The following is a 16,071-nucleotide window of genomic DNA, read 5'->3' on the forward strand; positions in this document are numbered from 1 at the left end:
TATTTACTCCTCACTTTTAGCTAATAACTGTAAATGATCAGTGACAATTGCGTCTATATCCCAACACCTTACACTAGCTAATTGTTTTTTAGTATTAATTGTCCAGATAATTGTTCGTAATTGAGCTTGTTTTATTGCGGACATCACTTTTTTGTTAACCATTGTCCACTTCAAACTCACATAATCGAATTCCTGTGCTATTCTTTTTATGTCTTTAGTTTGAAGGGGGTAATTGACTAATAAGGCCAATTTCACCGAGGGCATGAGCGTTTTTATCTTCCTTAGTGAGTCGAGGTTGAAAGACTGAATTATGATTGAATCAGTAGAATATTGCATAAGTAAAGAATGTAGTAAGCTTTCAATGCCTGGGTTTTTTTCAGGCTTTTTTAATTCAATTAAAACACCTATCTGATTGTAATATTTATTCAATACATCTTTGAGTAATGGAATTTTTTCACCTTGGAATGTTGGAGAGAACCAACTTCCGGCATCAAATTGGCATAACTCTTCATATGTATAATCAGATACTTTACCTGTCCCATTTGTAGTTCGATCAATTGTTGCATCATGTATGACAACGATTTGTCGGTCTTTAGTTAACTGGATATCTAATTCAATCATGTCAGCACCTAATTGAAGCGCACGCTCAAAAGCAATCATGGTATTCTCTGGACATGTTCCGGCAGCACCTCTATGAGCAATTTTTTGAAAGCTGGGATGAAAGAACTTGTTTTGTTTCTTAAACATTAATGCCAATTTAGCATTAATCGTATGATAAGCTCTTCTCACTTGTCTCATTCTGATGCCCCTTTCTCATGATTTTTGCTTATCGTAAATGACGATGACACCTGTTGTCAATCCCAGTCCTCATATTTAATTTTACCACCAGTCAATGCGATTGTTTGATGTTCCCCTTGATATATTAGCTTACCATCCTTCTTTACTACTAATTTTTCATAGGTAAACACTTTTTGTCCTGAAGGTAGTTGAACAACAATTTTCTCGCCATAATCAGTCTTAGGTGCTTCAATAACAATGATACTTCTACTATAAAAGTAAAGGGATGTAATAGCAGTAATCATAAGTGTTATGAGAAGAATCAGTAATTTATCTAAATTAAAATGTTGCTTTCTATTCCTTTCTTGACGTGTCAAACAGTTCCCTCCTATTCTATATTCAACATATTCAGATGGAAGAAAATCATGACAAATAATGAAATATTTGAAACCTATCGCCCGCTCATTCGTATGTATGTTACAACCTATTTTTATACGAGGGGGAGTGTGAATTTGTGTGAAAGAAAGGAAAAGTATAGAAAACAAGGATGATGATGATGGAAGTTTTTAACCTATCCGTTGAAACACTGTATTTGTATGCGTTGATTATCTCAGGTGTACTAATTATTCTTTTATTCTTTTTTGGGGATGTATTAGGTGGAATAGAGGAAGCTAGTCCTTTTCTTAATCCAATATTAATACTTGCCTTTATCGTCTTTTTATCAGCAAGTGGTTATTTATTTGAAGTATTAACTTCGTTGAATAGTATTCTCATTGCATTAATCTCTGTAATTATTGCCTTTATTTTTTCCGTACTATTAAATGTGTTTATACTTGTTCCAATGTCATCTGCTGAAGAATCGCTTGTCTATTCAGAAGACTCGTTAAGGGGACGGGTAGGAGTTATTATCATTCCAATCCCAGAAAAGGGCTATGGTGAAGTATTGATTGAGAGCTATTCAGGTAGAATTTCTAAAACAGCTGAAAGCCTTAATGGGCAGGCAATCGCTAATGGCGAAAAAGTATTAGTCATTGAGGTAAAAGAAAGTCGAGTCATTGTTACGACACATGAACAGATATAAAGGAGGAAAAACTTATGCTTTTAATATGGATTGTTATTGGAATTGTAGCGGTTTTAATTGTTGCGCTATTAGGAATTTTTGTTACGAAATATCGTACTGCTGGACCAGATGAAGCTTTAATTGTGACAGGTAGTTATTTGGGCAGTAAGAATGTACATGTTGATGAAGCAGGTAATCGTATTAAAATTATTCGGGGTGGAGGAGCGTTTGTATTACCTGTTTTCCAGCAAGCAGAGCCTCTTAGCTTATTATCAAGCAAATTAGAAGTCTCAACTCCAGAAGTATATACCGAACAAGGTGTACCTGTTATGGCAGATGGAACGGCTATTATTAAGATTGGTGGCTCGATTGGTGAAATTGCGACTGCGGCAGAACAATTCTTAGGTAAAACGAAAGAAGATCGTGAAAATGAAGCGAAAGAAGTATTAGAAGGTCATTTACGCTCAATACTTGGTTCAATGACAGTTGAAGAAATTTACAAAAACCGTGATAAATTTTCACAAGAAGTTCAGCGTGTCGCTTCACAAGACTTAGCGAAAATGGGTTTAATTATCGTTTCATTTACTATCAAAGATGTAAGAGATAAAAATGGCTATCTGGATTCATTAGGTAAACCGAGGATTGCACAGGTGAGAAGAGATGCAGACATTGCTACGGCAGAAGCAGAAAAAGAAACGCGAATAAAGCGAGCAGAAGCCGATAAAGATGCACAAAAAGCAGAATTAGAAAGAGCGACGGAAATCGCTGAGGCAGAAAAAGAGAATCAAATGAAAATGGCGGATTATCGTCGTGATCAAGATATCGCTAAGGCACGTGCTGACCAAGCCTATGATTTAGAAACAGCGAGAGCTAAACAAGAAGTAACAGAGCAAGAAATGCAAATAAAAATTATTGAAAGACAGAAATCGATTGAATTAGAAGAAAAGGAAATACTACGAAGAGAAAGACAGTATGATTCCGAAGTCAAGAAAAAGGCAGACGCAGATCGTTATTCAGTGGAACAGTCAGCAGAAGCTGAAAAACGGAAACAAATTGCCCAAGCAGATGCGCATCAATATCGAATAGAATCAGAGGCGCGTGCAGAAGCAGAAAGGGTACGTGCAGATGGGTTAGCCAAAGCAGAAGCACAAAAGGCACAAGGTGAGTCAGAAGCAGAAATTATACGCTTGAAAGGTTTAGCAGAAGCAGAAGCAAAAAGGAAAATCGCTGAGGCATTTGAGCAGTACGGGCATGCGGCGATTATGGATATGGTTATTCAAATGTTACCAGCATACGCGAAAGAAGTGGCAAGTCCTCTTTCTAATATTGATAAAATTACAGTTGTAGATACTGGTAGTGGAGCAAAAGGTGGAGCGAATAAAGTGACAGGCTATGCCACTGACTTAATGACAACAATGCAAGAATCTGTGAAGGCATCGTCAGGCTTGGATATTAAGGAATTAATCGAAAATTTCTCAGGCAAATCTAATATTAAACAAAGCATTGAGCAATTAGGTATGGATATTAAAACGGAAAATCATAAAAAAGAAGCGTAATAGTGGGTAAAAAAACAGCAGTGAGCCTTAACTCACTGCTGTTTTGCATTCATTTATTCAGCTGTTTTTAAATCTTCAATAGAATCAATATCCATATATTCAGGTACAACTATTCCTAATTTCGTTCCTTCTAAGTTAGAACCTAGATCTTCAAATTTACCTTCAAATTTCTCATAATAATCAGCATGAGTTAAAGGTAACCATCCAGCAACATGGGCATCAAGACTACCTTCAGCAACACCAGTCCACATTGGACCCGCCTCAACTTGACTAATATTCACATCGTAACCTAAATCAGTCAAAACTTTACTGATAACATTCGTACTTGCGATTTCAGTATCCCAAGCAACATAGCCTAAGCTAAGTTTTTCACCATCAACTGAATCAACACCATCAGTCCATTCAGATACGAGGTCTTGGTTATTCTCAACCCATTCAGCCGCTGCTTCTGCAGGATCTTGTCCTTCCGAAATCTTCACCATCACATCATTCATGTGTTCTTCAGTCCAATTGAAAGCATCTAATACTTGATAAGCGCTTGGTTTGTCTTCAGCTAGACCATTTCTAACGATTGTATTGATATTTTCCTCTTCTCCAAAAGTACCTTTAGGGTCTTCTAAATATTTTAGATCAAATTGTGAGAACATCCAATGTGGACTCCAGCCTGTAATAATAATAGGTTCTTCAGCATTATAAGCCTTTTTCAATGAAGCTGTCATTGCCGCACTAGAGCCTTCAACTAAAGTCCAATCACTTAATTCATATTCTTCAAGTGTTGAATTTGCCGCCTTCATAATGCCTGCACCAGGATCGATACCGATAATTTCGTGATCAACCTGATCTCCTACAGTTGCATTTTCGTCGGTTTCATTTGATCCACATGCTGCTAAGCCTAATGCGACAGCTGGAACCATTAAGTAAGATAGCCATTTTTTCTTCATGTTAAAGTCCTCCTAGTTTTTTTTCTTTCCTATATTTTGAGTAAGCCTGTCAAGGATAATAGCCATAACGACAATCGCAAGACCTGCTTCAAAACCTGTACCAATTTGAATCTGTGTTACTGCACGATAAACATCCGCACCTAAACCTGGCGCACCAACCATTGATGCGATAACAACCATTGATAAAGAAAGCATAATACTTTGGTTTATACCCGCCATAATCGTAGGTGTTGCTAACGGTAGTTGTACCTTTAGTAATCGTTGTTTTACAGTTGATCCAAAAGCTTCAGTTGCTTCAATAATATCGGTAGGGACTTGTTGAATCCCAAGAATGGTTAAACGGATAGTTGGTGGTACGGCAAAAATAACAGAGGCAACTACACCTGGTACAACCCCAATACTAAAGAAGAATATAGCTGGAATTAAATAAACGAATGCCGGCATAGTCTGCATAAAGTCAAGAATGGGTGTAACAATTTGTTGCACAGTTCTTTTTTGTGAAGCCCAAACACCTATTGGTAGTCCAATAATGACGGTAATAATAACCGATGTTAAGACAAGGGATAGGGTTTGTAACATACCTTCCCAATAGCCGAGATTTTGTATTAATAACAGTCCAATCAATGTGAAAAGAGCAATGCCCTTGCTAGCCAATTTCCACGCGAGGATTGCTAAAATAATGATTAAAATCAATGCTGGGATAGCCATTAACACTGTATTCATACCATTTACAATCGCTTCAAGTGCAATTGTAATACCGTCAAATACAATCGCAAAAGTAACAGTCAGCCAATCTACAAAGGCATCTATCCAGCTAGCGACGGGAATTTTAGGAATAAAGCTTTCTTCCATGATTAGTACACCTCCTTAATAGATTGATCTTGAGTTGTACTCGTATCATGTTCAAAATCATTAATGGCATCGTTATTGCCTGCGAGTGCAGCAATTACCGCACCACGAACGAGAATACCGTTCAAGCGGCCATTTTCGTTTACCACAGCTACAGGAATGGAGGCAGTAGAAACAATATCAAAGAGATCTGTAAGTACGGTATCTTCCGTTACTGTTTGATAACTTGTATCTAATATCTCTTCGATGGTTTTTCCTGAATCAACTGCTTCTTTTGCTGCTGTTGCATGGACAATACCGCGAATATTTTTCTTTTTATCAACAGCATAAATACTTGAAATACCTAGTTTCTTCATTAGTTGTAGGGCTACTCTTGGCCCTTTATCTACCTGTACGGTTTCCGCTCTCTTCATTACATGTTGAGCTGTAAGTACTTTCGATAAATCCACATCTTCAACGAATCTTTCAACATATTGATTAGATGGGTTCATCAGAATCTCTTCAGGTGTACCAATTTGTACAATGGCACCATCTTTCATCAACGCAATTCTATCCCCGATTCTTAGCGCTTCATCTAAGTCATGTGTAATGAAGACAATCGTTTTTGCCATCGAGCTTTGTAAATCAAGGAGTTCATCTTGCATATCTTTTCGAATTAACGGGTCAAGAGCGCTAAAAGCTTCATCCATTAATAAAATATCCGTATCATTTGCTAAAGCTCTTGCTAACCCAACACGCTGTTGCATACCACCACTTAGTTGATCAGGATATTGATTCTCATAACCTTCAAGTCCAACAAGTTTTAATGCATCAAGTGCTTTTTGTTTACGGTTATCCTTGGCCATTCCTTGAATTTCTAAGCCATATTCTGTATTTTCTAGAATGGTACGATGGGGGAGTAGGGCAAACTTTTGAAAAACCATGCTTATTTTCTTTCTTCGAGTTTCTCTTAGTTCGTCCTTGGACATTTTTGTAATGTTCTTTCCATCAATAAAAATGTCTCCAGTTGTTGGTTCGATGAGTCGGTTGAGGGTTCTTACTAATGTAGATTTACCACTACCAGAAAGTCCCATTATGACGAAGATTTCACTATCATAAACATCAAAATTGGCTTGGTTAACACCAATGGTTGCACCGGTCTGTTTAAGAATTTCATTTTTACTTTGACCCTCATTTAACAGTTGAGTGGCCTTTTTAGTGTTTTTGCCAAATATTTTTGATACTTGACTCACGCTAATTTTTTTTGCTCTCTCATCCATTGTTTCACCTCGTTTAACTTGTATATGTTTGTTTTTACAGGATTTGGATCATATTCGAATGAAAAAATGGTTTTTTCTTATTAGGTACTTTTTGTATTTACCTACTTTGTGAAATATATGGAATCAAACCGTTATATTATTAATTATTTTGTAACAAAAACTACAAAATGAGACAATTTCCATCATTCTTAATTATGAATCCTCGTTCTATTTTCCTGTGAATTACGACCTCCTTAATTGTAGGAGTTTAAAGAAATAAGAGCAAAGTTCATATATGAGCATATTCTATAATATAGTTTGTACAGTAAAAACTGTACGAACTGTATACAGTGAATTCTTATAAATGCTCTTGAATGCTCGATATTCCAATTGATGTGCTTTCTTTACATAGGAGGAAAAAATGATAAGCTAAAATTATAAATTTCTCGACATGACAAGTTTTAGTTAACTATAATGAACAATAATAAATATCAATGAAATAAAAATGGGTGTGATGATGAAACAATGTATGAAGAAAGGTTAGACAAAGCCAGAGAAAGAGTAATTGAAACCATTTCTCAAAATATGAATCTTTACGGGATAACACCATCTGTAGGTAGGTTATATGGTTTATTATATTTTCAAGCAAAACCAATGACGTTAGATGAAATGAAAGAAGAATTAGGTATGAGTAAAACCAGTATGAGTACCTCTGTAAGAAATTTATTAGAATTAAAAATGGTGGAAAAAGTATGGAGAAAAGGGTCAAGAAAAGATCAGTATCAAGCTGAAGAAGATTGGCATCAAACTTTTGTTGATCTTTTTACAACGAAGTGGAGACCGAGTATTTCCATGAATATTTCCGCAATCGAGAAATCATTAAAGGAAATCAATTTATTAATAGAAGAGGAAAATGCCCCAGAAGAGGTTTTAGCAGCAGCTCGTGAAGATGTAACAAAATTACATGAGGCCCTAAATTATTATGATTGGCTAGGGCGATTAGTGAATAGTTTTGAAACAGGTGAAATTTATCAACTTGTGCCAAAGGAAAGAAATTCTTAAATAACGTTTTCTATAATTACTACCCCATCAATATATGTTGTTGTTACGTAACAACAATATAACTAAAAAAGAAACAAAGCTCCTTTTTCTTCAAATGAATTTTTGAAAAAGGAGTTTGTCTACACTCTGAAAGCCACAGCTCTTGTTTCTGTGGCTTTTTATGTTGGTTCACTTAAAATGTGGTCTCAGTCACTGAGATAGAGGGGGTGGGCAAAAAAGGAGCGTCTCAATAGGGAGAATCACGGTTCTCAGGAGAAAAGGAAGATAGCTTCATAGGTGCATACATAACTTATATATTGTTAGCTTAATATTAAACATGCGCTGCATTCAGAGGGTATGGAAAAATTAGGAAACGTCGAGCGGAATGGACATGCGCTATTCAGAAGAAAATCGGTGAATGAGTGCTTCGCAAAAGGGGTTAGCAAGTCCCTCAGAAGGAAACCGAAGAGTGAGTGCTTCGTAAAAGGGATTAGCAGGTCACTCAGAAGGAAAACGAAGAGTGAGTGCTTTGCAAAAGGGATTAGTAGTTCACTCAGCAGGAAATCGAAGAGTGAGTGCTCTGCAAAAGGGATTAGCAAGTCCTTCAAAAGGAAACCGAAGAGTGAGTGCTTCGTAAAAGGGATTAGCAGGTCACTCAGAAGGAAATTGATAAATGAGCGCTTCGCAAAAGGGGTTAGCAAGTCCCTCAGAAGGAAACCGAAGAGTGAGTGCTTCGCAAAAGGGATTTGCAGGTCACTCAGAAGAAAATCGGTGAATGAGTGCTTCGCAAAAGGGGTTAGCAAGTCCCTCAGAAGGAAACCGAAGAGTGAGTGCCTCGCAAAAGGGGTTAGCAAGTCATTCAGAAGGAAACCGAAGAGTGAGTGCTTCGCAAAAGGGATTAGCAGGTCACTCAGAAGGAAACCGAAGAGTGAGTGCCTCGCAAAAGGGATTAGCAGGTCACTCAGAAGGAAACCGAGAAGTGAGTGCTTCGCAAAAGGGGTTAGCAAGTCATTCAGAAGGAAACCGAAGAGTGAGAGCTTCGCAAAAAGAATTAGCAGGTCACTCAGAAGAAAATTGATAAATGAGTGCCTCGCAAAAGGGATTAGCAGGTCACTCAGAAGAAAATCGGTGAATGAGTGCTTCGCAAAAGGGGTTAGCAAGTCCCTCAGAAGGAAACCGAAGAGTGAGTGCTTTGCAAAAGGGATTAGCAGTTCACTCAGAAGGAAATCGGTGAATGAGAGTTTCACAAAAGGGGTTAGCAAGTCATTCAGAAGGAAACCGAAGAGTGAGTGCTTCGCAAAATAGGTTTGCCCGGCATTCAGAACGTAAACCAGAAGAGAAAGTCGAGCAATTTATATATTAACCGGTAAGAGTTGGATGAAGGGGTTCGAGAGACAGAAAATACACTCCTCTTGGATAAGCCTATAGTTATTTGCCCTAAAAATGTGCATTTGACTATCGCACATATTAGGTTAGTTGAATAGGATATATAGAATCAAGATAAAGGAGGTTATTCAAATGTCAGAAGGATTTGGATACGGTGGAGGCTTTGCACTCCTAGTTGTTTTATTTATTTTGTTAGTGATTATTGGAGCTTCTTGGGGATACGGTGGCTGCTGCTAATCACCTAATGGTTTTGGGATAAAGGGTAAATATAAAAAATAGGAGGAGATCTTTTTATGTATGGTTACGGTGGAGGCTGCGGTTGTTATGGCGGTTACGGATACGGTGGCGGATGTGGCGGTTTCGGTGGCGGTTTTGCACTGATCGTTGTATTATTCATCCTTTTAATCATCGTTGGAGCTGCTTGTTTTAGATAATTGCTAAATAAAAAGAGGGGATGCCAATAAAGGCATCTCCCTCTTTTTATTTCATTTGGGCAAATAATTAATCTATTGGTGCATTAATATAAAGTTTTCCTTCAGCGATTTCAGTCGCTTTATTGCCAAAGCTATCTTTAACAGTGACTTCAATCTCTGCACCAGGAGCTACAACATTAGAGGTTGCAGTATAATAACCAACATAATGACCTGGAGATGTTTCCATAATTGGTAGGTCATTAACGTTTGTGGTTTGTGCACGTAAGTTTGTTAAAGGCATTTTTAATGCAAATGTTGCTTTTAAGCCTGGCTCACTGTCAAATTCAATTTTCACTGTTTGACCAGCGGCTAATTCTTTATCTTCTCCTGGTTGAAGGTTTTCAATATCAAGGCTTGAGTATTTGGCTTCAATTGTTACAGTTTCAGTCGAAGAGTTACCCGCTTCGTCAGTAGCAACAACTGTAATTTCGTTTGTACCTTCATCTAATAAAATACGTTTTGAGAATGTACCATCAGATACATTTGCATTTTGGCCATTTACTGTAACAGTATCTAAGTGGTCATCAGAAACCGTTCCTTCTACAGTCACCGCTTCTTTATTTGTTTTCGAACCATCTTCAGGACTAGTAATAGCAAGTGATGGAGCTTCTTGATCTAATGTAATTGTCACTGGCTCTGAAGGATCCGTTTCACCAACCTCGCTTACACCTGTAGCAGTTAAGACATTTTCACCTTCATTTAATTCAACATCTAAGCTGAATTCACCCTCTGCACTAGCAGTTGTTGTTCCAGCTTCTTCATCACCATTGTACACTTTAACATCCACATTTGGTTGTGTTGAACCTTCCACAGTTACTGTTTCTTCATTAGTATAACTTCCATCAGCTGGGGAAGTAATAGTTGGTGATGTTAATTCATAGTTTACTACCGCACGAATCATATAGTTTCCTTCAGCAGCAGGTGAAGCTGACCAAGCGCCACCAACTAATTGGAAGCTTCGTCCAGCGTTATCTCCATTCTCATCTGTTCCTAATCCAGGAGCATTAGGGTTAGGGTCTGTTTGAATATAAACCATGAAGAAATCACCATCTACTGTTACACCTTCAGTGGCAAGATCGACATGTGTCCATTCACCATTTCTTAATGCTGTTGCATCAATAGGTCCAGCTAGTTTTTCACCAGGGGTACCATTGTCTGTTGCATCATAAATCGCAACTTGGAAATCTGTTCCACCAGGTGTTGGAAAAGATGTATCCCAGAATCGGAATAAACCGCCAGTAACCATTGCAGATTCTTGACCCTCTTCAAGACTCATACGAACACCCCAGCCATTGCCAGCATCATAGAATGCACGTGCGTTTTCAGCTGTACCATCATCATAGCCAATTTCACCTTCAAAACCGATGAATGGTTTTAGTTCGATATTTACTTCCACGTTTTCTTCATCAAGTGTAACCGTCACATCTTTACTTGAATAAGAGTTAGCCATTACACGTAGAGTGTATTCACCTTCATAAGCCGTAATTGAATAGTTACCATTTTCATCTGTTGTAACTGGTGTTACTTTTGCATCCTCAACAAGCAGGATAGTTGCTCCAGTAATTGGTTCACCAGTTCTTTCATTTGTTACGGAACCGTTAATTGTTCCTTGCGGTAGTTCATCTAAGACGAAGTTTGCAACTGCTTCTCCATCTGCTTCAACATTTACGGTTTGCGTTTCTGAAGCAAATCCATATGTTTCTGCTAAAAGAGTAAATTCTCCAGCCGCGTGTACTAATTGGTAAGAACCATCAGCAGGGTTCGTATTTACAGATCTACCTGATTCAAGGACACTCACCTTTGCACCAAGTGGTAAAGACATAGGAGTTGCTTTTTTGTCAGATCCTTTTTCAACTGTAGCATTTTCAGTATTAGGTTGGATCTTATCAGCGTTTACTGGTTTCGCGTCTTTTTTTGCTTCAGTTTTCGCATCTTTCTTTTCTAATGTAACTTTTCCAGTTTTCGCAGTTTCAAGTGGTGTGTCTGTTAATGCAACATCATCAATGTACCAACCAGGTCTGGTTACAGAACCATCAGTTGTTAAGTTAAAGCCGATATAAATTCTTTGACCTGCATATTCACTTAAATCAACCTGGCCATCAACCCAATCATTTGAAAGATTAGTATATCTAGCAAGTTGAGTCCAATTTTCTTGGTCTGTTGAGACGAAAACATGGCCATAATCATAATTATTTTCAATGTTATACCATTGTTTAAATTGTAAAAAGCTATTTCCTTCTGGTAAATCGATCGGAGGCATAACAAGTGTCATGTTTGCATTACTTGCATATTGACTGTCTAAGCCAGTTGCAAATACTTTTTCTCCAGAGAAAGCACTTTCAGGCCCTGTAGTCGGTACACCCCACTCCCAGTTATTAGCGGCGCCAGAAGAAGTCCAGCCAGCTGGAGTTGATTCAAAGTCTGTTGAATAGCCAACTGTAATACCAGGCAATACAGATACCTCATACATGTCACTTTCAACTGTGTTTCCACCGAAGTCAGTCACAATGAATTTATAGGAGACAGAAGGTTCAGCAATGTCATCTCCTGGAATAACTGTACTATACGTGCCAGATTTGTAATCCCCACTGTCACGTGCAGCTGTAACTGTTTTTGTGCTTCCATCAGCAGCTGTATATTCAACGGTTACATTTGTTACACTTACATTGTCAGCAGCTGAAACTTCTAATGGTAAATCCATACCAGCATAAGTTTCTTCAATTGCTTCATGTTCTAATGTTGGCGCTTCTTCATCTTCGCCATCTTTAGCGACAGTACCCTTAATTGTCCCCAATCCATCTAAGATAGAGTTAACAGCATCGTAAGCGTTTACTAATCCATTACCGAAGCCATTGTTAGGTACTTCTGTATATGTTTCATTTGTTAAAGGTATCGCAGTAGAAGAAATAATTTCTTCCATATCTTCAACAGTTAAACTTGCATTCACTTGTCGAAGAAGAGCAGCAACAGCTGCAACATGCGGACCTGCCATGGAAGTTCCGTTCCAGCCACCTTCATATCCACTGCCAGGTACCGATGAGCGGATATTTACACCAGGAGCTGAAATATCTGGTTTAATAATTCCTCCATAAGGGGAAGGTCCTAATAATGAAAAGCTTCCTAGGTTATCATTGATGTCCGTTGCTCCAGTTGTGTACGCTTCTGGTAAGTTACCAGGATTCGCAACTGAACCAGGACCACCTGGATTAAATAAAGTTGTATTTCCTGCAGAGAATTCAGGGAAGATTTCAGCAGCACGCCATGCTTGAACTACTTCTCTATACCAATCATCGATTCCAGGACCGCCGCCCCATGAATTGTTAACCACATCTGGCGCCATTGCTGGGTTTGGATTACCTTCAGCATCTGTAGGAGCTAAAATCCACTCACCAGCTGCAATTAATTGAGCATCAGAACCGCTACCGCCAGCATCTAATGCTTTAGCAGCAATCCATTCTGCGCCGGGTGCAACACCAATTTGGTTGCCACCGTCTGGCTCAGAACCAACCATAGTACCCGTTACATGTGTACCGTGACCGTGGTCATCATAAGATTCTTCATTGCCACTCACAGCGTCGAAGAAATTGTACTCATGATCTGGTGATTCTGGATTAGCAGGATCATACCCACGATATTTCTCTTTTAATGCTGGGTGATTCCATTGAACACCTGTGTCAATGGAAGCGACAACTGTACCTGAACCGTCTATGCCCATTTCCCACACAGCAGGTGCTCCGATATGATCAATATTCCATTCAATATTATTGATCTTACCAGCTTCTTCCGCTTTTGCTTGCTCTTCTACCGTTGGTGTATGTAGCTTTCTTGTTTCATTTGGTAGAATTTTTTCCACTTCAGGGAAAGTGGCGATTTGTTCCATTACATCTTTAGTCGCTGTAACAGCAACCGCATTTACGATAAAGAAAGATTGAACTTCTTTGGCGTTTCCTTTCTTTTCTTGTTTTTCAAGGTAAGAAAGCACAGTATCTTGTGATTCAATTGCCACTGTTCTCATATCTGAAACAATAGCTGAGCGTTTCATATATTTTGCTTGAGCAGCAGACTGTTTTTGAGCAGCTGCAGCTTTTTCTGCTTTTTGTGCTGATTTTTGAGGATCAGCTTTTTCTTTGAATTTCACTAAAAATGTTACTTGTTCTTCTTTTTTAAATTCTTTCGTTAATGTTTTGCTTATTTTGTTTTCTGCTACTTCACTAGCTGACTTTGCTACAGAGGTATTTACACCTTTATTACTAGCAGAGCTGATGCTAGGAAACATCATTGGCACGATTAAGAAAGCAATCATAGCCATACTTAGTAGACGAAACCAACCATTTTTTCTTTTACGCTTCAAGTAATTCCCCTCCTAAAAATGTTTTCATTATATTTGAATAATCCTTGGTATTCACCTCCTCATATATGAAGGAGTGTTTACTTTTCAAAATAAAAGTAGCTCTCCTTATGATTAACACTCTAGCTAACGAAGGGCTTCAAAGTTGTCGGAAAATGTCGAATTTTTTTGTTCGTTTTTTAAAATGAGTTAATCGTAATAGCGAACAAATCAATAATTAGTACATTTGAAACCAAAGCTATGAGAATTTTTGCCGATTCTTTGCTTGTTTTCAAAAAAAAGGACAGATAATTGATCAAATTTTTAGAAAATTAAGTATTTAGTAGTTGTGTTGGAAAATCTTACAATTTTTTATAAGTCTTTTGATTGCGTTCATAAGTATAGGGTCGATAGTAAGAGGGGAGAGATTTGATGTTCATTTGGTGGGTAAAAAGAAATATTTTTTTGCATATACAATAGTAGAAATAATTGTTACAGGGTATGTTTCACTTAAAAGGAACTAAATAGATAAAGTATAGGAAAATTAGTACGGAGGTTATGGAAAGTTTTTTGTATTAGGTAAATAGTTTCGATTAAAACTGAAAGTAATCTTGTCTTATTTTCTAGAAAAAACTTGTCGCTTTTTTTAGAAAAGGAAAAGAAGGAAAATTCAAGTTTCTTTGGAATTGTAATATGTAGGAAAGATAAAGAAAGGATGAAAAGGGGTTGGGATCAGACGGCCAATCATTTATTGAAATCTATCGTATTTATCATCATCAAATCTTTAGGTTTATTTATTCAATGATTGAGCAACAAGAAACAGCGGAAGATCTAACGCAAGATACATTTATTAAAGCTTTTATGTCAAAAAATCAGATTGAGCACCCAGACAAAATTCATAGTTGGTTATTCAGTATTGCTAAAAATACGACGATTGATTTTATTAGAAAACAACAGAAGTTACAACATGAGTTATATTTAAATAAAGATTGGATAAAAAATCATTCTATTCCAGAAAATCAATTTATTCAGGATGAGGGAGTTCATGCGTTATATCAGGCAATAAACCACTTGAAAACGAATTACCGAAATGTATTAGTGTTAAGAAAAATAAAAGAATGTACCATTAAAGAAACTGCAGAAATTTTAGGTTGGAGAGAGGATAAGGTGAGAATTACCACAACGAGAGCTATTAAATCATTAAAGAAAATTTGGAAAAACACATATGGGGATCAATACCATCTATTATGATAGATGGCTTATTTTTTGTCATCAGTATTGTAAAAGTGTATATCTTATTCCTCTAGAGAAGACAAGATATGCGCTTTTAAATCACCTCGCTTTTTACTCCAATAATCGTTTGATTCTCTCCATTTCCTCCTTTTTATTTTCTTGAAGGAAATAAAAAACGCCCAAAGGATTCACTATGGGCGCATATCAAAAATATATGAATTGTTTTAAATATGTTCCCTACTCTGCTATGAGACAGATCAGGTTCAAAGGGTCATCATCTAAAACGGATGAAATCTCAACCAGCAATTACTGGCCCCCCCACATTTTGGTTTATTTGCGTTTTTATTTCCACCATTATTGTAGTAGAAGTTTATTATAATGCTAGTCTAAATTAATCTGGGAGAAATATCCTAATTACCCATGGAAAACATTGCGTTTGAAGTAGTCTTTCTATCCATGTTAGTCTTAATTTTGTTATTTTGATTTAAATGTATATATGAATGGAGGAAAAAATGTTGAAACTGATTGCAGTTATCTTTGCAGCAAGTACATTGTTTTTAGTCCATTTCATCCAATCTGCTGATTTACGCGTTTATGCTGAGACATTAGATGTTTATGATATATATGAGGTTAAAGAGGACGAAACAATTACTTCCATTGCTGATCAATTAGAAGTGTCTGAGGAAGAATTAACAATAATGAATCATTTAGAAGATCGAACGGTTCAGAAAGGTGATAAGCTTATCGTTCCAAAAGTAGAGGAAAAGGTAAAGGAAGAAAAGAAGCCTGACATTTCGTTAACATCTGAGGAGCAGGATCTTTTAGCAAGACTTATCCATGCAGAAGCGAAAGGCGAACCGTTTGAAGGAAAGGTAGCTGTTGCAGAAGTTGTGATTAATCGAGTCCAGGACGAACGTTTTCCTGATACCATTCGCGATGTTATTTATGAAAATAAGCAATTTCAACCTGTTGACAATGGTTCGATTAATAAGCCTGCAGATAAAGAAGCAAAAAAAGCAGTAAAACAAGCAATGAAAAATCATGCATTGCCAGATGAAACGGTCTTTTTCCACAATCCAACAATCGTACCGCAATCTTGGTTGAATACGAGAGAAGTTGTTACAGAAATCGGTAATCACCGTTTTTCTATGTAAAGCAAACCCTTCTATCTTATTGAACGAAGATGAACT

14 protein-coding genes, 1 pseudogene and 1 riboswitch are annotated in these 16,071 nt (G+C 37.4%); of the genes and pseudogenes, 9 read left to right on the plus strand and 6 right to left on the minus strand.

Going from position 1 to position 16,071, the window contains the following annotated elements:
• Positions 1 to 3 precede the first annotated feature (3 nt).
• Together MKX67_RS08590 and MKX67_RS08595 are read right to left on the minus strand one after the other, a co-directional pair.
• Positions 4 to 798 carry a glycerophosphodiester phosphodiesterase family protein gene (locus MKX67_RS08590; RefSeq protein ID WP_095369750.1) on the minus strand — a complete coding sequence of 265 codons (795 nt, stop codon included), beginning with the start codon at positions 796 to 798 and terminating at the stop codon, positions 4 to 6.
• Between the two features lie 56 nt (positions 799 to 854).
• On the minus strand, positions 855 to 1,154 hold the full coding sequence (locus MKX67_RS08595; protein WP_095369749.1) for a hypothetical protein: 300 nt from the start codon (positions 1,152 to 1,154) through the stop codon (positions 855 to 857).
• A gap of 179 nt (positions 1,155 to 1,333) precedes the next feature.
• On the opposite strand from MKX67_RS08595, the gene MKX67_RS08600 reads away from it, so the two are divergent.
• Both MKX67_RS08600 and MKX67_RS08605 read left to right on the plus strand, forming a co-directional pair.
• Positions 1,334 to 1,858 carry a hypothetical protein gene (locus tag MKX67_RS08600; protein ID WP_322909186.1) on the plus strand — a complete coding sequence of 175 codons (525 nt, stop codon included), beginning with the start codon at positions 1,334 to 1,336 and terminating at the stop codon, positions 1,856 to 1,858.
• 14 nt (positions 1,859 to 1,872) lie between these two features.
• Positions 1,873 to 3,393, plus strand: coding sequence for a flotillin family protein (locus tag MKX67_RS08605; RefSeq protein WP_095369747.1), 1,521 nt, complete (start codon positions 1,873 to 1,875; stop codon positions 3,391 to 3,393).
• A gap of 53 nt (positions 3,394 to 3,446) precedes the next feature.
• Here the strand turns inward: MKX67_RS08605 and MKX67_RS08610 are convergent, their stop codons facing one another.
• The 3 genes from MKX67_RS08610 to MKX67_RS08620 are packed head-to-tail and all read right to left on the minus strand — an operon-like array spanning position 3,447 to position 6,442.
• Positions 3,447 to 4,334, minus strand: a complete 888-nt coding sequence (locus tag MKX67_RS08610; protein ID WP_095369746.1) for a glycine betaine ABC transporter substrate-binding protein — start codon at positions 4,332 to 4,334, stop codon at positions 3,447 to 3,449.
• 12 nt (positions 4,335 to 4,346) lie between these two features.
• Positions 4,347 to 5,186, minus strand: a complete 840-nt coding sequence (locus tag MKX67_RS08615) for a proline/glycine betaine ABC transporter permease (protein ID WP_095369745.1) — start codon at positions 5,184 to 5,186, stop codon at positions 4,347 to 4,349.
• Positions 5,187 to 5,188: 2 nt separating this feature from the next.
• The gene (locus tag MKX67_RS08620; RefSeq protein WP_095369744.1) at positions 5,189 to 6,442 is read right to left on the minus strand and encodes a glycine betaine/L-proline ABC transporter ATP-binding protein; all 1,254 of its coding nucleotides are present in this window, start codon (positions 6,440 to 6,442) and stop codon (positions 5,189 to 5,191) included.
• A 504-nt stretch (positions 6,443 to 6,946) separates the two neighbouring features.
• Between MKX67_RS08620 and MKX67_RS08625 the strand changes: the two genes are divergently transcribed.
• From MKX67_RS08625 to MKX67_RS08645, 5 genes and pseudogenes are all read left to right on the plus strand, one after another.
• Complete coding sequence (locus MKX67_RS08625; protein ID WP_095369743.1) at positions 6,947 to 7,483, plus strand: GbsR/MarR family transcriptional regulator; 537 nt, start codon at positions 6,947 to 6,949, stop codon at positions 7,481 to 7,483.
• Between the two features lie 754 nt (positions 7,484 to 8,237).
• Positions 8,238 to 8,540, plus strand: coding sequence for a hypothetical protein (locus tag MKX67_RS08630; protein ID WP_342489134.1), 303 nt, complete (start codon positions 8,238 to 8,240; stop codon positions 8,538 to 8,540).
• A 156-nt stretch (positions 8,541 to 8,696) separates the two neighbouring features.
• Positions 8,697 to 8,825 (plus strand): hypothetical protein, encoded by a 129-nt coding sequence (locus MKX67_RS08635; RefSeq protein WP_322909188.1) that lies wholly within the window; start codon positions 8,697 to 8,699, stop codon positions 8,823 to 8,825.
• A 155-nt stretch (positions 8,826 to 8,980) separates the two neighbouring features.
• Positions 8,981 to 9,085, plus strand: a complete 105-nt coding sequence (locus tag MKX67_RS08640) for a YjcZ family sporulation protein (protein ID WP_095369741.1) — start codon at positions 8,981 to 8,983, stop codon at positions 9,083 to 9,085.
• Between the two features lie 116 nt (positions 9,086 to 9,201).
• Positions 9,202 to 9,282: pseudogene (locus tag MKX67_RS08645) on the plus strand (YjcZ family sporulation protein); the annotation flags it as partial.
• A gap of 67 nt (positions 9,283 to 9,349) precedes the next feature.
• On the opposite strand, the gene MKX67_RS08650 reads toward MKX67_RS08645, so the two are convergent.
• Positions 9,350 to 13,672: a S8 family peptidase gene (locus MKX67_RS08650; protein ID WP_095369739.1), complete on the minus strand. Its 4,323-nt coding sequence runs from the start codon at positions 13,670 to 13,672 to the stop codon at positions 9,350 to 9,352.
• A gap of 702 nt (positions 13,673 to 14,374) precedes the next feature.
• Between MKX67_RS08650 and MKX67_RS08655 the strand changes: the two genes are divergently transcribed.
• Positions 14,375 to 14,899, plus strand: coding sequence for a sigma-70 family RNA polymerase sigma factor (locus MKX67_RS08655; protein ID WP_322909189.1), 525 nt, complete (start codon positions 14,375 to 14,377; stop codon positions 14,897 to 14,899).
• A 199-nt stretch (positions 14,900 to 15,098) separates the two neighbouring features.
• Positions 15,099 to 15,211, minus strand: a riboswitch (TPP riboswitch).
• A gap of 182 nt (positions 15,212 to 15,393) precedes the next feature.
• Positions 15,394 to 16,035: a cell wall hydrolase gene (locus MKX67_RS08660; RefSeq protein ID WP_180316982.1), complete on the plus strand. Its 642-nt coding sequence runs from the start codon at positions 15,394 to 15,396 to the stop codon at positions 16,033 to 16,035.
• The last annotated feature ends 36 nt before the right edge of the window (positions 16,036 to 16,071 follow it).

The organism is Cytobacillus sp. FSL W7-1323 (assembly GCF_038595015.1).
Classification (GTDB): domain Bacteria; phylum Bacillota; class Bacilli; order Bacillales; family Cytobacillaceae; genus Cytobacillus; species Cytobacillus kochii.